This is a genomic window from Leclercia sp. UBA5076 (genome assembly GCF_002416465.1).
Lineage (GTDB): Bacteria > Pseudomonadota > Gammaproteobacteria > Enterobacterales > Enterobacteriaceae > Enterobacter.
The window spans coordinates 14,641-30,357 of record NZ_DIAO01000009.1 but is presented as its reverse complement, the minus strand read 5'-3'; the positions used below and the strand labels follow the sequence as shown (position 1 = coordinate 30,357).

General features: G+C 56.2%; 19 protein-coding genes. 3 read left to right on the top strand and 16 right to left on the bottom strand.

Features of this window, described 5'->3' with window-relative positions; all coding sequences use genetic code 11:
- The first annotated feature begins 39 nt into the window (after nt 1-39).
- On the top strand, nt 40-1,590 hold the full coding sequence (mltF, locus tag B3X29_RS09390) for a membrane-bound lytic murein transglycosylase MltF (protein WP_156655040.1): 1,551 nt from the start codon (nt 40-42) through the stop codon (nt 1,588-1,590).
- Here mltF and tadA read toward each other — a convergent pair.
- Genes tadA through murQ form a run of 4 tightly spaced genes read right to left on the bottom strand, consistent with a single transcriptional unit; the run spans nt 1,478 to nt 4,943 of the window.
- The gene (tadA, locus tag B3X29_RS09385) at nt 1,478-2,017 is read right to left on the bottom strand and encodes a tRNA adenosine(34) deaminase TadA (protein ID WP_103824601.1); all 540 of its coding nucleotides are present in this window, start codon (nt 2,015-2,017) and stop codon (nt 1,478-1,480) included. The two genes, mltF and tadA, sit on opposite strands and share 113 nt — an antisense overlap.
- Before the next feature lie 30 nt (nt 2,018-2,047).
- Nucleotides 2,048-2,683, bottom strand: coding sequence for a phosphatidylglycerophosphatase C (gene yfhb, locus B3X29_RS09380; protein ID WP_103180746.1), 636 nt, complete (start codon nt 2,681-2,683; stop codon nt 2,048-2,050).
- A gap of 3 nt (nt 2,684-2,686) precedes the next feature.
- Nucleotides 2,687-4,039: a PTS transporter subunit EIIC gene (locus tag B3X29_RS09375; RefSeq protein WP_103180747.1), complete on the bottom strand. Its 1,353-nt coding sequence runs from the start codon at nt 4,037-4,039 to the stop codon at nt 2,687-2,689.
- Between the two features lie 10 nt (nt 4,040-4,049).
- A complete protein-coding gene (murQ, locus tag B3X29_RS09370; protein ID WP_103180748.1) occupies nt 4,050-4,943 on the bottom strand; it encodes an N-acetylmuramic acid 6-phosphate etherase in 894 nt (297 codons plus the stop codon).
- A gap of 118 nt (nt 4,944-5,061) precedes the next feature.
- Here murQ and B3X29_RS09365 point away from each other — a divergent pair, with 118 nt between their 5' ends.
- Complete coding sequence (locus B3X29_RS09365; RefSeq protein WP_039029756.1) at nt 5,062-5,910, top strand: MurR/RpiR family transcriptional regulator; 849 nt, start codon at nt 5,062-5,064, stop codon at nt 5,908-5,910.
- A 56-nt stretch (nt 5,911-5,966) separates the two neighbouring features.
- Entirely contained in the window at nt 5,967-6,227 is a 261-nt protein-coding gene (locus B3X29_RS09360) for a YfhL family 4Fe-4S dicluster ferredoxin (RefSeq protein WP_103180749.1), read from the top strand.
- On the opposite strand, the gene acpS is transcribed toward B3X29_RS09360, so the two are convergent.
- The 12 genes from acpS to rseD all read right to left on the bottom strand — a co-directional run bounded on the left by acpS (nt 6,224) and on the right by rseD (nt 15,610).
- The gene (gene acpS / locus B3X29_RS09355) at nt 6,224-6,604 is read right to left on the bottom strand and encodes a holo-ACP synthase (protein ID WP_103180750.1); all 381 of its coding nucleotides are present in this window, start codon (nt 6,602-6,604) and stop codon (nt 6,224-6,226) included. The two genes, B3X29_RS09360 and acpS, sit on opposite strands and share 4 nt — an antisense overlap.
- On the bottom strand, nt 6,604-7,335 hold the full coding sequence (gene pdxJ / locus B3X29_RS09350) for a pyridoxine 5'-phosphate synthase (protein ID WP_103181123.1): 732 nt from the start codon (nt 7,333-7,335) through the stop codon (nt 6,604-6,606). Before pdxJ ends, acpS begins: the two co-directional genes overlap by 1 nt.
- Before the next feature lie 23 nt (nt 7,336-7,358).
- Nucleotides 7,359-8,069: a DNA repair protein RecO gene (recO, locus tag B3X29_RS09345; RefSeq protein ID WP_103180751.1), complete on the bottom strand. Its 711-nt coding sequence runs from the start codon at nt 8,067-8,069 to the stop codon at nt 7,359-7,361.
- Nucleotides 8,070-8,080: 11 nt separating this feature from the next.
- Nucleotides 8,081-8,986, bottom strand: coding sequence for a GTPase Era (gene era / locus B3X29_RS09340; RefSeq protein WP_103180752.1), 906 nt, complete (start codon nt 8,984-8,986; stop codon nt 8,081-8,083).
- Complete coding sequence (gene rnc, locus B3X29_RS09335; RefSeq protein ID WP_103180753.1) at nt 8,983-9,663, bottom strand: ribonuclease III; 681 nt, start codon at nt 9,661-9,663, stop codon at nt 8,983-8,985. Before rnc ends, era begins: the two co-directional genes overlap by 4 nt.
- Before the next feature lie 223 nt (nt 9,664-9,886).
- Nucleotides 9,887-10,861, bottom strand: coding sequence for a signal peptidase I (gene lepB, locus B3X29_RS09330; RefSeq protein ID WP_103824593.1), 975 nt, complete (start codon nt 10,859-10,861; stop codon nt 9,887-9,889).
- A gap of 16 nt (nt 10,862-10,877) precedes the next feature.
- A complete protein-coding gene (lepA, locus tag B3X29_RS09325; RefSeq protein WP_103180755.1) occupies nt 10,878-12,677 on the bottom strand; it encodes a translation elongation factor 4 in 1,800 nt (599 codons plus the stop codon).
- Nucleotides 12,678-12,861: 184 nt separating this feature from the next.
- The gene (gene rseC, locus B3X29_RS09320) at nt 12,862-13,338 is read right to left on the bottom strand and encodes a SoxR-reducing system protein RseC (protein WP_114385946.1); all 477 of its coding nucleotides are present in this window, start codon (nt 13,336-13,338) and stop codon (nt 12,862-12,864) included.
- On the bottom strand, nt 13,335-14,288 hold the full coding sequence (gene rseB, locus B3X29_RS09315) for a sigma-E factor regulatory protein RseB (protein WP_103180757.1): 954 nt from the start codon (nt 14,286-14,288) through the stop codon (nt 13,335-13,337). The genes rseC and rseB overlap by 4 nt, the downstream gene beginning before the upstream one ends.
- Nucleotides 14,288-14,938, bottom strand: coding sequence for an anti-sigma-E factor RseA (gene rseA / locus B3X29_RS09310; protein WP_159340024.1), 651 nt, complete (start codon nt 14,936-14,938; stop codon nt 14,288-14,290). Before rseA ends, rseB begins: the two co-directional genes overlap by 1 nt.
- Nucleotides 14,939-14,969: 31 nt before the next feature.
- Nucleotides 14,970-15,545, bottom strand: a complete 576-nt coding sequence (gene rpoE, locus B3X29_RS09305) for an RNA polymerase sigma factor RpoE (RefSeq protein WP_032613187.1) — start codon at nt 15,543-15,545, stop codon at nt 14,970-14,972.
- Nucleotides 15,542-15,610, bottom strand: a complete 69-nt coding sequence (rseD, locus tag B3X29_RS09300) for a rpoE leader peptide RseD (RefSeq protein WP_233212310.1) — start codon at nt 15,608-15,610, stop codon at nt 15,542-15,544. Before rseD ends, rpoE begins: the two co-directional genes overlap by 4 nt.
- Between the last annotated feature and the right edge of the window lie 107 nt (nt 15,611-15,717).

The window sequence follows — 15,717 nt, the reverse complement described above, 5'->3', positions numbered from 1 at the left end:
TAAACAACAGAATAATACACAGCGCATAGAATCAACTTATTGAAAAAATTAAAGATTAATTATCTGTTCATCGGCATCGTGACCCTGCTGTTGGCAGCGGCCCTGTGGCCTTCAATCCCTTGGTTCGGTAAAGCCGAAAATCGCATCGCCGCCATTCAGGCGCGGGGGGAGCTGCGCGTCAGTACCGTGGCCTCTCCCCTCACCTACAGTGCGATCAACGATAAAGTCATTGGGCTGGATTACGAGCTGGCGCAGCATTTTGCTGACTATCTGGGCGTAAAGCTCAGAATTACGGTACGCCAGAACATCAGCCAGCTGTTTGACGACCTGGACAATGATAAGGCTGACATGCTGGCTGCTGGCCTGGTCTATAACAGCGAGCGCAGCAAAAACTATCAGCCAGGCCCAACCTACTACTCTGTCTCGCAGCAGCTGGTCTATCGCGTGGGCAGCCTGCGACCACGCACGCTTGCCGGGCTCACCGCCGAGCAGCTCACCGTTGCCCCGGGCCATGTTGTCATTGACGACCTTCGGGCGCTGAAAGAAAAAAAGTACCCTGAACTTAGCTGGAAGGTTGATAAGAAGCTCGGCACCACGGCGCTGCTGGAGCAGGTGACAGACGGGAAACTGCCCTACACCATCGCCGACTCGGTTGCCATCAGCCTGTTCCAGCGCGTTCACCCGGAGCTGGCCGTGGCGCTGGACGTCACTGACGAGCAGCCTGTCACCTGGTTCAGCCCTCTCGACGCCGACCAGACGCTTTCCGCCGCCATGCTCGATTTCTTTAACAGGATGAATGAAGACGGCACGCTGGCGCGTCTGGAGGAGAAATACCTCGGTCACGGGGAGGGCTTCGACTATGTCGATACCCGCAGCTTCCTGCGGGCGGTGGATAATGTCCTGCCGACGCTGAAGCCCCTGTTTGTGAAGTATGCCCAGGAGATTGACTGGCGACTGCTGGCCGCCATCTCTTATCAGGAGTCTCACTGGGACGCACTGGCCACCTCGCCAACCGGGGTACGCGGCCTGATGATGCTGACCAAAAATACCGCCCAAAGCCTGGGACTAACCGACCGTACCGATGCTGAGCAGAGCATCAGCGGCGGCGCGCGCTACCTGCAGGCGATGATGGACAGAGTGCCGGAGAGCGTCCCGGAAGAGGAGCGGATCTGGTTTGCGCTGGCGGCCTATAACATGGGCTATGCCCACATGATCGACGCCCGCGCCCTGACCGCGAAAACCAAAGGCAACCCCGACAGCTGGTCAGACGTAAAACAGCGTCTGCCGCTGCTGAGCCAGAAGCCTTATTACAGCAAGTTGACCTATGGCTACGCGCGCGGCCACGAGGCGTACGCCTACGTGGAAAACATCCGCAAATACCAGATAAGCCTGGTGGGGTATCTGATGGAGAAAGAGAAAGAGGCGCAGGCAGCCCAGCAGCTGGCCCAGGCCTATCCGGTGGTGGCACCGGAGGAGCTTACTCACCCGATAACTTCAATTCTGCCTTTTGCTGCTTTTTCTGCTGACGCCGCATTCGAAAGAAGTCACTTAGCATCGCCGAACACGCTGGTGCCAACACCTCTCCAATAACCTTGACCTGATGGTTCATGCCGGGATGGCTGAGCACGTCCAGCAGCGAACCTGCCGCACCGGTTTTTTCATCCCGAGCCCCATACACCACTGTACCGATCCGGCTGTGGATCATGGCGCCGGAGCACATGACGCAAGGTTCGAGAGTGACATACAGGGTGGTGTCCAGCAGGCGGTAGTTTTGCAGCACCAGTCCGCCCTGGCGCAGGGCCATAATTTCGGCATGGGCGGTGGGGTCATGGCGACCAATCGGGCGATTCCAGCCCTCGCCGATCACCTGATTATTGTGTACCAGCACGGCACCGACCGGGACTTCGCCTTCATCCCAGGCACGTTGGGCAAGCTGGAGCGCATGGCGCATCCAGTATTCATGATTAAGTTCAGGGTCGGACAACGCAGCATACTCCAGTCTGAAAAGCGGGCGCATTATACACACCCGCTATGCATAATCACAAAATCATTCCAGTTGCTGAAGTTCGCCCAGCGGCGTAACGCGCCAGCGGTGCTGGCAGAAGTAGAGCAGCGGGTTATCCTGTTTGCTGTCGCTGTAGCCGCTGTAGAGCCGCAGTGGGGTGCCGATTTTCTTCTCCAGCTGTGCCACCTTCTCATGCCCGAGACAGCGCATGGTCAGCACCCAGCCGCCATAGGCGCGGCCAATCTGGGTGGCGATCAGGTTAACGCGCGGCAGCCAGGGGGTATCAAAGTAGACCTGTTCCACCAGCGACTGCGGCGAGCCGGTGATGAGCCAGATGTCGGCATCGTTGGCGTCCAGGTAGTTTGTCAGCCGATCCTGCACCACCGGAAAGGCGGTGACATGTTTGCGAAACCAGGTGACAAACTCTTTCTCCAGCTGTTTAAGCCGGGCTTCGCTGTGGCCGAAGGTACACCCCCACAGCAACAGGCTCATCGGCCAGCGAGCGGCGCGCCCCTTCACCAGCAACACGCCGCCAATGATTGGCAGCAAGGGCAATACGAGCAGGGCATTCAGGGGCTGTCGGCGCAGTAAATAGCGCATAAAGGTGCCGAACATATCCTGCTGATGCAGCGTTCCGTCCAGGTCAAAAAAGACAACACGACGCTCGTTATTTGCCAAACCTTACTCCTCTGGATCGTTAAACCCTAACAGCCAGGTAAACAGGAACCCGGCGATCACCGCTACCAGATAGCCTAACAGATAGAGCATGACTTTTCCGGTCACGATGGTTAATGCCAGCGGTAATCCGGAAATACCAAAGGTGATGACGGTCGCCACTTTCCAGTAACCGATCAGCGCCCCACCGACCGCGCCACCCAGACAGGCCCCGATAAACGGCTTGCCGAGCGGGAGGGTGACGCCAAAAATCAGCGGCTCGCCGATGCCCAGCAGCCCGACCGGCAGCGCCCCTTTGATCACCTTTTTCAGGCGTGCGTTGCGGGTTTTCATCAGCACCGCGATGGCCGCGCCGATCTGTCCGACCCCGGCCATCGCCAGAATAGGCAGCAGGGCGTTGTAACCGTGCGCCTGCACCAGCTCAACGTGGATCGGCACCAGCCCCTGATGTAAACCGGTCAGCACCAGCGGCAGGAAGGTACCCGATAGCACTGCCCCCACCAGGAACCCACCGCGATCGATAGCCCAGGAGGCACCGTGGGCAATGGACTCCGAGATCCAGCCTCCCAGCGGCTGCAGGGCGATGATGGCGATACTGCCGGTGATAAGCGTGGTCAACAGCGGGTTGAGGATCAGCTCCAGGGAGCCTGGCAGAACATTACGCAGCTTTTTCTCGAGCCAACACATCAGCACCACCACCAGCAGCACGGCGATCACCCCGCCGCGCCCCGGCTGCAGCGCTTCGCCGAACAGGGTGATCTGCGCCAGCTGCGGGCTGGAGAGAATACCGGCCATCACCCCGCCTAACGCCTGCGAGCCGCCAAACACTTTGGCGGTATTAACCCCCACCAGAATGTTCATGATGGCAAAGACCGCGCTGCCGAAAATGCCGAGGATCCCGAGCAGGTTTGGATAGTGGGTCGCAAAATCCCCGACAATGTCCGGGCGTTTGAGGATATTGATAATGCCGGTGATGAGCCCCGAGGCAATAAAGGCCGGAATGAGCGGAATAAAGACATTTGCCAGCATGCGTAGCGCATCGCTCATCGGGGCTTTATATTTCGCTTTTGCCTGCGCTTTGGTGCGCTCGGCATCATCAATCACCGCCCCGCCCATCAGGGAGCGCATGGCATCCACTACCTGCGCGGCTTTACCCGGCCCGACGATGAGCTGGTGCTGCTCCCCCTGCTTTACGTATCCGCTGACGCCAGGCAGTTTTTTCAGGGTGGCCGGATCGAGCTTGTCGTCATCCTGCACTTCCACCCTCACCCGCGTCATACAGTTTTCCAGACGCCGTATATTTTTTTCTCCGCCGATCCCCGCAAGAATACCGCTGGCGAGCGCTACTGTTTTTTCCATGTACGCCTCTTTAGTTTTCTAATGCCGCACGTAAGAATCCCTGATGCGCGTCAAGCCTGGCGCGCGCCGCAGCGGCATCCAGCCCGCTTAAAATCATCAGAATGGCCGGTTTGACGTCGTACCCGGTCTGTTTCAGCACCTCTTCCGCCTCTTCGCGGGAACTCCCTGTGGCTTCGACCACCATGCGGCACGCCCGGTCAATGAGCTTCACGTTGGTCGCTTTCATGTCCACCATCAGGTTCTGGTAGACCTTACCGAACTTCACCATTGCCCCGGTGGAGATCATATTCAGCACCAGCTTTTGCGCCGTGCCGGATTTCAGGCGGGTGGAGCCGGTCAGCGCTTCCGGGCCTACCACCGGCGAGATAGCGATCGTCGCCACCTGGGCGATGGGGGAACCTGGATTGCAGGAGATGGCCACGGTAGTGCAGCCGGTCTGGTTCGCATACTCCAGCCCGCCAATGACGTACGGCGTGCGCCCGGAGGCCGCCAGCCCGACCACCAGATCCTGCGCGGTCAGGTTAAGCGCTTTGAGATCGTCTTCACCGAGCTGCTTGCTGTCCTCTGCCCCTTCCACCGCTTTCAGCAGCGCTCCCGGCCCACCGGCGATGAGGCCGATCACCAGGCCATGTGGTACGCCGAAGGTGGGTGGGCACTCTGAAGCATCCAGCACCCCCAGACGCCCGCTGGTGCCCGCCCCCATATAGATAATGCGTCCCCCCGCTTTCAGCGCATCTGCCGCGGCATCCACCGCTTTCGCCACCTCGGGCAATGTTTCTTTCACTGCCTGCGCGACCAGCGTATCCTGTTGGTTGAAGCGATGAACAAGGTCAAGCGTGGAGAGTGCGTCCAGGTCCAGGGTTTGTGGGTTGCGGGATTCTGATACCAGTGAGCCGAGATTCATTTTTTTGTACCTCAAGAATTTTTAATTCATAATAATCGCATTATCATGGAATATAAAATTCATTCAGGCGAGCAGAATTCGCATTTGCTGCAGTCATCACATTTCGCCAGGAGTCCCTATGAACTGTCTAATTCGCATCCGCCAGCGATACGCGGGTTTTGCCCAGAGCGATAAAAAGCTGGCGGATTTTTTACTCTCGCAGCCCGATCGTGCCCGCCATTTAAGCTCTCAGCAGCTTGCCAGCGAGGCGGGCGTGAGCCAGTCAAGCGTGGTGAAATTCGCGCAAAAGATTGGTTTCAAAGGTTTCCCCGCCCTGAAACTGGCACTCAGCGAGGCGCTGGCCAGCAACCCGAATCCGCAATCCATGCCGGTTCATAACCAGATCCGCGGCGACGATCCGATGCGCCTGGTCGGGGAAAAGCTCATCAAAGAGAACGTGGCGGCGATGCATGCCACCCTCGACGTCAACAGCGAAGAGAAGCTGCTGGAGAGCGTGGCCATGCTGCGGGCGGCAAGACGGGTGATCCTAACCGGCATCGGCGCCTCGGGGCTGGTGGCGCGTAACTTCGGCTGGAAGCTCAATAAAATCGGTGTGATTGCCATTGTCGAACAGGACATGCATGCCCTGCTGGCTACCGTACAGGCGATGGAGCCTGACGATCTGCTGTTGGCCCTCTCCTATTCTGGCGAACGCCGCGAGATTAATCTGGCCGCTGATGAAGCGCTGCGCGTGGGGGGCAAAATTCTGGCGATCACCGGCTTTACCCCCAATGCCCTGCAGCAGCGGGCCACACGCTGTCTGTATACCATTGCCGAAGAGCAGGCCACCCGCAGCGCGGCGATCTCGTCCACCAGCGCGCAGATGATGCTGACCGATCTGCTGTTTATGGCGCTGGTTCAGCAGGATCTGGAGCATGCCCCGGAACGTATTCGCCACAGCGAGGCATTGGTAAAAAAACTGGTTTGAACAGACAATGAGCGTATAATGCCCGCCCTGTTTGTGTTGTTTCTGAGAATTTCCTGATGGCGCTGTTAATCACCAAAAAATGCATCAATTGCGATATGTGCGAACCCGAATGCCCTAACCAGGCAATTTCAATGGGAGCGAGCATTTACGAGATTAACAGCGACCGCTGCACCGAGTGCGTGGGCCATTATGAGACGCCAACCTGCCAGAAGGTGTGCCCGATCCCCAATACTATCCTGAAAGATCCGGCACATCCTGAATCGGAAGAGCAGCTGTGGGACAAGTTCGTTCTGATGCACCACGCCGATAAAATTTAACTTTCGATAATCACCGTGGCGCAGGCGTAATGGCGTTCATCCGCCAGCGTCACATGCATGTTCGCCACGCCCAGCTTTTCTGCCAGATTTAGCGCCTCGCCCCACAGCCTGAGGCGCGGTTTACCCAGCTCATCGTTAAAGACTTCGAACTGATTGAACGCCAGACCGTTGCGGATGCCGGTACCGAAGGCTTTTGCCGCCGCCTCCTTCACCGCAAAACGTTTGGCAAGAAAACGCACCGGTTGCTGGTGCGCTTCCCAGATGGCCCACTCGTTATCGCTGAGCACCCGACGGGCAAGGCGATCGCCGCTGCGGGCAATCACCGCTTCGATGCGGGCGATCTCAACAATATCCGTGCCTAAGCCGAGGATAGCCATTACTTGCGGGCTTCCAGCATCAGACGCTTCATCTCTGACACCGCCTCTTTCAGACCGCTCATCACCGCGCGCCCGATAATCGCATGGCCGATGTTCAGCTCATGCATCTCCGGGATCGCCGCAATGGCCTTAACGTTATGATAGGTCAGACCGTGACCAGCATTCACCTTCAGACCCAGACCCGCCGCGTAGGTTGCCGCTTTGGCGATGCGATCGAGCTCTTTCGCCTGGGTCGCTTCGTCTTCGGCATCGGCGTAGCAGCCGGTGTGGATCTCAATAAACGGCGCGCCAACGTCGGCGGCGGCTTTGATCTGCGCTTCATCGGCATCGATAAACAGGGATACTAAAATCCCGGCATCGGCCAGACGTTTGCAGGCGTCACGCATCTTATCCAGCTGACCGGCCACATCCAGCCCGCCTTCGGTGGTCACTTCCTGGCGCTTTTCCGGCACCAGGCAGCAGAAATGCGGTTTCGTTTCTACAGCGATCGCCAGCATCTCTTCGGTGACGGCCATCTCCAGATTCATGCGGGTGTCCAGGGTCTGGCGCAGGATACGCACATCGCGGTCGGTAATATGGCGACGGTCCTCGCGCAGATGCACGGTAATGCCGTCGGCACCCGCCTGCTCGGCGATAAAGGCCGCCTGGACCGGGTCAGGATAGGCGGTTCCGCGCGCATTGCGCAGCGTGGCAATATGGTCAATGTTGACGCCTAACAGTAATTCAGCCATGACAATCCTCGGTTTCTCGTTGTTCATTTACGCTTTGGCATAAACTGCCTGAATAATTCGCGGCTCTTTAAGGGCTTGCCACCAAGATACGGCTTGAGCGCAATACGGGTAAAGCGTTTTGCCGCCCGCAGAGTGCTGGCGTCCGGAAATTCGCGTTCCGCCAGCGCCCGCAGATCCCGCCCGGTGAAGGTGCTGTTGTCGATAACCACGCTGGCGATAAAGCCCTTCTCTTCGCGATAGCGGTAGGTCATGGTGTCTTCGACTGGCTCGCCGCTGCCCGCGCAGTGCAGAAAATCGACGCCGTATCCCAGATGCCCGAGCAACGCCAGCTCAAAGCGGCGCAGCACAGGCTCGGGCGAGCCGCTCACGCCTGCCAGCGCCTGAAGACAGTGCAGATAATCGAAAAAGAGTTCAGAGAAGCGGGTCTCATGTTCAAGCACGCGCGTAATAAGCTCGTTAACATACAGACCGCTGTAGAGCGTAATACCAGAGAGAGGGAGCGCCAGAGAGACGGCTTCAGCACTGCGCAGGGTTTTCACTTCACCACGTCCGCCAAAGCGCACCAGCAGCGGTGTGAAGGGCTGCAAAGCACCTTTCAGATTAGAACGTTTAGAACGTGCGCCTTTGGCAACAAGGCGCACGCGGCCTGACTCTTCCGTGAAGACGTCCAGCATCAGGCTGGTTTCGCTCCAGGGACGACTGTGAAGGACAAAGGCTCTTTGCCATCCATCCACGTTTTAGTGGCTTATACGTCGTCGCCGTAACCAAGACTGCGCAGTGCGCGCTCGTCATCGGCCCAGCCAGATTTCACTTTCACCCACAGTTCCAGGTGAACCGGCGCTTCGAACATCTCCTGCATATCCTTACGGGCTTCAATACCGATGGTTTTGATTTTGGCACCTTTATTGCCAATCACCATCTTCTTCTGCCCTTCGCGCTCAACGAGGATCAGCCCGTTGATGTCATATCCGCCGCGCTCGTTAGTCTGGAAACGTTCGATTTCAACGGTGACAGAGTACGGCAGCTCCGCGCCAAGGAAACGCATCAGCTTTTCGCGAATGATTTCAGACGCCATAAAGCGCTGAGAACGGTCAGTGATGTACTCTTCAGGGAAGTGATGAATCGCTTCCGGCAGATGCTTGCGCACGATGCCCGCGATGGTGTCGACGTTCAGACCGGTCTCGGCAGAGAGCGGGACGATATCGAGGAAGTTCATCTGGCTACCCAACCACTGCAGATGCGGCAGCAGATCGGCTTTTTCCTGCACGTTGTCCACTTTGTTGACCGCGAGGATCACCGGCGTTTTACCGTCACGCAGTTTGTTCAGCACCATCTCGTCGTCCGGGGTCCAGCGGGTACCTTCGACAACAAAAATCACCAGCTCAACGTCGCCGATAGAGCTGCTCGCCGCCTTGTTCATCAGACGGTTAATGGCGCGCTTCTCTTCCATATGCAGACCCGGGGTATCGACATAAATCGCCTGATATGCCCCTTCGGTATGGATACCGACAATGCGGTGACGCGTGGTCTGCGCCTTGCGGGAGGTAATAGAGATCTTTTGCCCCAGCAGATTATTCAGCAGGGTTGATTTGCCTACGTTCGGACGTCCGACGATGGCAATAAATCCACAATAACTTTTTTCTTCGCTCATTCCAGCTCCAGCATTTTCAGCGCCTGTTCGGCGGCAGCCTGTTCCGCCTTACGACGGCTTGAACCTGTGCCAACCACCGGTTCACTCAGGCCACTGACCTGGCAATGGATGGTAAACTCCTGATCGTGTGCTTCGCCACGAACCTGCACCACCAGATAAGATGGCAGCGGCAGATGGCGACCCTGCAAATACTCCTGCAAACGGGTTTTTGGATCTTTCTGTTTATCACCCGGGCTGATCTCATCCAGACGCGTCTGATACCAGTTCAGGATCAGCTGCTCCACCGTCTGGATATCGCTGTCGAGGAAAACACCACCGATTAACGCTTCGACCGTATCCGCGAGAATAGATTCACGACGGAAGCCGCCGCTTTTCAGTTCGCCAGGCCCGAGTCGCAGGCATTCACCCAGTTCGAATTCACGGGCAATTTCGGCAAGCGTATTGCCACGTACCAGCGTTGCGCGCATGCGGCTCATATCGCCTTCATCCACACGCGGGAAACGGTGATAAAGCGCATTCGCAATAACAAAACTTAAAATGGAGTCGCCCAGAAATTCGAGTCGCTCATTGTGTTTGCTGCTGGCACTGCGATGGGTTAATGCCTGTTGCAACAACTCCTGATGCTGAAAAGTGTAGCCCAGCTTCCGTTGAAGCCGATTAATTACGATGGGGTTCATGCGATACCAATAGAATAAATGCGTCAAAAATGCAGCACACGAAACCGTCCTGAGAAAGCCAACGCGGTTTCGTGTGCCGTGGCACTGAATCAGCGCCAACCTTAAACTTCGGGGGAATATTCTATACGCAACGACAGGGGTTGTCGTTAGTCAGAAGAGATTTATCAGTGAAATAATTCACGTAGCCTCTGGTTAAAGAGGCTACGTGCTCATTTATCAGGAATTAATGGATGCCGCCAATACGATTTAACCGTACGCCGGTTGGCCATTCGCCTTCCTGTTTCTCGAAGCTCATCCAGATGGTGGTGGCTTTACCCACCAGGTTCGCTTCCGGCACAAAGCCCCAGTAACGGCTGTCCGCGCTGTTATCGCGGTTATCACCCATCATGAAGTAGTGTCCCGGTGGCACGATCCAGGTCGCCAGCTGCTGCCCCTTTTGCTGATAGTACATACCCAGCTGATCCTGCGCGATGGAGACGGTCAGGATACGGTGCGTCACATCGCCCAGGGTCTCTTTACGCTCGTTCAGACGAATACCGTTCTCTTTGGTCTCGCCTTTCGGCAGCTGGAAGAAACCGCTGGTCGCTTCGCCGCCGTTGCGACGGGCAAAGGTCTGCACAAAGTCGCTTGGCTCAACGCCGGAATAGGTCACCGGTAATGCGCTACCGCAAGCGGTGCCGGAACTGCAGCCAGGCTGAACCGTCACCTCTTTAGAAACCGGATTATAGGTTACCTTATCACCCGGTACGCCAACGGTACGTTTGATGTAATCCAGACGCGGATCGTCCGGATATTTGAACACCACGATATCGCCGCGTTTTGGATGGCCGGTTTCGATCAGCGTTTTCTGGTAGATCGGATCTTTAATGCCATAAGCAAACTTCTCGACCAGAATAAAATCACCGATCAGCAGCGTTGGCATCATCGAACCGGATGGGATCTGGAAAGGTTCATAGATAAACGAACGTACCACCAGCACAATGGCCAGCACCGGAAAGACCGAAGCGCCCGTTTCCAGCCAGCCCGGCTTAGGGCTGACTTTCTTCAGGGTATTCGGATCCAACTGGTCGCCCGTGGCAGCCTGCGCGGCGGCCTGACGTTCGCGACGTTTCGGAGCAAAGATAAACTTATCCAGACACCACAACAGCCCCGTCACCAGTGTGGCAATCACCAGGATCAGGGCAAACATGTTCGCCATGCCAACTCCTTAAGGGTTATTTTCCGTCTTTACCAACGTGCAGAATGGCGAGGAACGCTTCCTGCGGCAGCTCAACGTTACCGACCTGCTTCATACGCTTCTTACCTTCTTTCTGCTTCTGGAGCAGCTTCTTCTTACGGCTGACGTCACCGCCATAGCATTTTGCCAGAACGTTTTTACGCAGCTGTTTCACCGTAGAACGGGCGATAATATGGTTGCCAATCGCCGCCTGAATCGCAATGTCGAACTGCTGGCGTGGGATGAGATCTTTCATCTTCTCGACCAGTTCGCGACCGCGATACGGGGCGTTGTCGTTATGGGTGATCAGCGCCAGCGCATCGACGCGCTCGCCGTTGATCAACACGTCCACACGCACCATGTTGGAGGCCTGGAAGCGTTTGAAGTTGTAATCCAGCGACGCATAACCGCGTGAAGTTGACTTCAGACGATCGAAGAAGTCGAGCACCACTTCCGCCATCGGGATTTCATAGGTCAGCGCCACCTGGTTACCGTGGTAAACCATGTTGGTCTGCACACCACGTTTTTCGATACACAGCGTGATGACGTTACCGAGGAACTCCTGCGGCAGCAGCATGTGACATTCGGCGATCGGCTCGCGCAGCTCATGAATATTATTCAGCGGCGGCAGCTTGGATGGACTGTCGACGTAGATAACCTCTTTGGAGGTGGTCTCGACTTCGTACACGACCGTTGGTGCGGTGGTGATCAGATCCAGGTCATATTCACGCTCCAGACGCTCCTGAATGATCTCCATGTGCAGCAGGCCGAGGAAGCCGCAGCGGAAGCCGAAGCCCAGCGCCGTCGAGCTTTCTGGCTCATAGAACAGGGAAGCATCGTTCAGGCTCAGCTTGCCGAGCGCGTCACGGAAGTTCTCATAATCGTCAGAGCTGACCGGGAACAGACCGGCGTAAACCTGCGGTTTCACCTTTTTAAAGCCTGGCAGCGCTTTTTCTGCCGGGTTGCGGGCGCCCGTCAGGGTATCGCCCACTGGCGCGCCGAGGATGTCTTTGATCGCACAAACCAGCCAGCCTACTTCGCCGCACTTCAGCTCGGTACGGTCGACCTGTTTTGGCGTGAAGATACCCAGACGATCAGCGTTGTAAACCTGTCCGGTGCTCATCACTTTGATCTTGTCGCCTTTACGCATGGTGCCGTTTTTAATACGCACCAGCGAGACAACGCCGAGATAGTTATCGAACCAGGAGTCGATGATCAGCGCCTGCAGTGGCCCCTCCGGATCGCCTTCCGGCGCCGGGATGTCACGCACCAGACGTTCCAGCACGTCGGTTACACCCACGCCGGTTTTTGCCGAGCAGCGCACGGCGTCGGTCGCGTCGATGCCGACGATATCTTCGATCTCTTCCGCCACACGCTCAGGATCGGCGGCTGGCAGGTCGATCTTGTTCAGAACCGGCACCACCTCGAGATCCATTTCCATCGCGGTATAGCAGTTCGCCAGGGTCTGGGCTTCTACGCCCTGCCCCGCATCCACTACCAGCAGCGCGCCCTCACAGGCCGCCAGCGAACGGGAAACTTCATAAGAGAAGTCAACGTGGCCTGGGGTGTCGATAAAGTTAAGTTGGTAGGTTTCACCGTCAGACGCTTTATAGTCGAGCGTAACGCTCTGCGCTTTAATGGTAATACCGCGTTCGCGTTCCAGGTCCATGGAGTCCAGTACCTGGGCTGCCATTTCACGATCAGACAGGCCACCGCAAATCTGGATAATACGGTCAGACAGCGTCGACTTACCGTGGTCAATGTGAGCAATGATCGAAAAGTTACGTATGTTCTTCATATAGTTAAATAATTATGCCTTACGAATTCCTGGAGGCCGCTGTTCTTAGCCTGACGTTTTTCAGTGCGAAAACGCAGCATTCTACACTACATCTCCGTCACCAGGAAATGCTCTTCCAGCAAGCTTAGCGCGAAGATCTGGCGTTTTCTTTTATGAGATGTAAATAAAACAAAGCCCGGTAACATCACCGGGCTTCTGAAGAGAGCGTGTCGACACGCAGCTGATCGGGTGGCAATCCGACGCTGAGAATAACGGGCTGCCACGCTTCACGCTCCGCAAGACGGGAGGAAAAGCCGCGAGCCAGTAAAAAACCGCCTACGCCGCCCAGCGCTGCGCCGCACATGGCGGCGAGATCGGTCCCAAACAGTACCTGGAACAGACCGCCAAGGGCAAACAACCCCACCAGCGGGGAGAGATAGACCAGCATCGCCGAGCCAAGCAGGCTACCTTCAGCGATTCCTAACTCGACTTTTTGCCCCTCCACCAGCGGCTCTGCGCTGGGCACGCTGATCGTGTGTGAGGTCTGTGGTCCAAGTTTGTTCAGCACCCGGCTGCCGCAACCGGCGCGGGAGGCGCAGCTGTTGCAGGATGCTTTGACGTCGCAGCTGACCAGCGCGACGCCCTTATGCCATGAAACGACCGTTGCCCACTCTTTGATCATTGTGCAGCCCTGAATTTAATGCTGTCGGCGATACGTTTAGCCGTTTGCGGCGGCAGTTCACCGACAACGGTGATCTCTGCGTTATCCCGTATTGTGGTGCTGACGGTGCGACGCCCGGTACGCAACATCTGATCGGCACTGACCGGTGTTGCCCGGTTGATATTAACCGAGAAGCTGAACAAGCCGTCGGAGTAAAGACGGGATTCAACCGGGGTATCGATGGTGGGCAGCTGGCGTCGACTGCTGGAGACTTCACTGAAGCCCTGCGGGATCCAGTTGGGCGCCCAGTTAAAGTTGACGTTATCCCCCGCCGGGACGGAGAGCAGCGGCGGCAGGTTCGCTTTTGCCAGATTCTGCATGCTGTTACCGACCTGATCGTCGATGGTGAAAGAGATCACCCGGAACTGCTCCAGCGTCTCACCATCCCGATCCAGCAGATCGACCCGCATTGGCAGCTTGGTCTCTGCATCCATCCAGACGATATAGCTGTAACGTGTTCCGTCTCTGGCGACCACCCGCAGCACCTCGCAGAGCCGATCGGCGATACGGGTACGTCCTACGGAGATAAAGTCGTAGTAAGGGGAGAGCCGTTTAAAATCGGTATAAATGAGCGAAGGCAGCGAATCAACAATGTAGTCGCCATTCAGCGTAAAGGGTTCGAGACCCGGCTCGAAATAGCTGATTTCATTGCCACGCTGCACGACTTCGCGGCGCGGACCATCCATCTGCAAAAGCTGGGCAAGCGGCTGTTTATCAAGACGGGCATGGCGATAGCGTAACGACTCTACACCTTGCTTATTGATACTGATAAAAGACAGCTCGTAGTTGAGTGACTGGCTGGCCTGGTTCATTTGCTGCAACAACGCCCCGGACGATACATCAGCCGAGGCGTTGACAGTGAACAACAGGCTACCCGCCATCAGAGACATGGCGCACCAAAGTTGCTTCATTACTGCGATTGCGTTCCTAAAGTTTGGTTTCCTGGCACTTGCACAGCAGCCTGCTGCGTTTGCGCCTGTTCAAACTGAAGCTGTTCAGAATGCAGACGACGCTGCAATTCATAATCCTGCAACATCGCGTTAATACGACGGCGCTGCTCCTGGACCTGCTGCTGCTGACCGGCACCGGCCGAGGCATCAGAAGGAATACCCAGACTTACCGGGCTGGCTTTGCCCATCATCGGAAGTGTATTAAACACTGGCGCTTCTGGTTGCTGGCTCACTTCAGATTGAGTGTTATAGTGCTGGACGCCCACAATAACTGCAAGCGATACGCAAGCAGCCACACCCATTTGAGTCAGTTGACTCGCCCAGGGGCGCACTTTGTTCCAGAAAGGCATCTTCTGCCACAGGTGCGGTGCAGGTTGGGCTTCGGGGATTAGCGGGGTGGCCTGAGAAACAGCTTCGTTCTCTATGGCCGCCATTACGCGAGCTGAGATATCAAAATGGAGGAGATCGCTGGTATCGCCGCGCAGAGTATCGCGAATGAGATGATAACTCTCCCAGGTTTTTTGCATCTCAGGAGAGCGAGAGAGCTCGTTGAGCATCTCACTGTCCAGCGTTTCACCATCCATCAAAGCGGAAAGTTGTTCTTTCTGCATGCCTAATACCTTTTCCAGTATCCCGCTATCGTCAACGCCTGATTAGCGGTTGAACTTTATTATCAATAGCTTCTCGCGCACGAAAGATCCGTGAGCGAACCGTACCGACCGGGCAATCCATGATAGCGGCTATCTCTTCATAGCTCAGGCCATCTAACTCCCGCAACGTAATTGCCATGCGTAAATCTTCCGGGAGCGACTCGATGGTGCGAAAAACTATTTGTCTCAGTTCTTCTGACAACATTAAGTTCTCAGGGTTCGAAATTTCTTTCAACGCACCGCCGCTTTCAAAATTTTCAGCGTCGATAGCATCGACATCGCTTGAAGGCGGACGTCGGCCCTGAGCGACGAGGTAGTTCTTAGCCGTATTGACGGCAATACGGTACAGCCAGGTATAAAAAGCACTATCTCCCCGGAAAGATTCCAGCGCACGATAGGCCTTAATGAAAGACTCTTGTACCACATCAGGAACATCCCCTGACGGTACATAGCGGGACACCAGACTCGCCACCTTATGCTGGTAGCGCACCACCAGTAGGTTAAAGGCTTTCTGATCTCCCTTCTGGACCCGTTCAACCAGAATCTGGTCCGTTAACTGCTCGCTCATCCGAGGTAAAGTCTCCCCAAACCTAAATTCCACGCGTTATCGAAACGCCACTCCAAACACTGCACTGTGAGCAAGCAGTTGCTTTGAGGGTCTTTATTTCAATTAGTTCCGTCACGCCTTTGTTTTTGTTAATCACGTCGCAGACCGTTCATTTTCTATCATTATAAGTCTG

Coding starts and splice junctions, on each gene's coding strand:
- tadA (WP_103824601.1), bottom strand. CDS start 2,017: ATGCGCCCGCTTTTCAGACTGGAGTATGCTGCGTTGTCCGACCCTGAA.
- B3X29_RS09375 (WP_103180747.1), bottom strand. CDS start 4,039: ATGGAAAAAACAGTAGCGCTCGCCAGCGGTATTCTTGCGGGGATCGGC.
- murQ (WP_103180748.1), bottom strand. CDS start 4,943: ATGAATCTCGGCTCACTGGTATCAGAATCCCGCAACCCACAAACCCTG.
- B3X29_RS09365 (WP_039029756.1), top strand. CDS start 5,062: ATGAACTGTCTAATTCGCATCCGCCAGCGATACGCGGGTTTTGCCCAG.
- B3X29_RS09360 (WP_103180749.1), top strand. CDS start 5,967: ATGGCGCTGTTAATCACCAAAAAATGCATCAATTGCGATATGTGCGAA.
- acpS (WP_103180750.1), bottom strand. CDS start 6,604: ATGGCTATCCTCGGCTTAGGCACGGATATTGTTGAGATCGCCCGCATC.
- pdxJ (WP_103181123.1), bottom strand. CDS start 7,335: ATGGCTGAATTACTGTTAGGCGTCAACATTGACCATATTGCCACGCTG.
- era (WP_103180752.1), bottom strand. CDS start 8,986: ATGAGCGAAGAAAAAAGTTATTGTGGATTTATTGCCATCGTCGGACGT.
- rnc (WP_103180753.1), bottom strand. CDS start 9,663: ATGAACCCCATCGTAATTAATCGGCTTCAACGGAAGCTGGGCTACACT.
- lepB (WP_103824593.1), bottom strand. CDS start 10,861: ATGGCGAACATGTTTGCCCTGATCCTGGTGATTGCCACACTGGTGACG.
- lepA (WP_103180755.1), bottom strand. CDS start 12,677: ATGAAGAACATACGTAACTTTTCGATCATTGCTCACATTGACCACGGT.
- rseC (WP_114385946.1), bottom strand. CDS start 13,338: ATGATCAAAGAGTGGGCAACGGTCGTTTCATGGCATAAGGGCGTCGCG.
- rseB (WP_103180757.1), bottom strand. CDS start 14,288: ATGAAGCAACTTTGGTGCGCCATGTCTCTGATGGCGGGTAGCCTGTTG.
- rseA (WP_159340024.1), bottom strand. CDS start 14,938: ATGCAGAAAGAACAACTTTCCGCTTTGATGGATGGTGAAACGCTGGAC.
- rpoE (WP_032613187.1), bottom strand. CDS start 15,545: ATGAGCGAGCAGTTAACGGACCAGATTCTGGTTGAACGGGTCCAGAAG.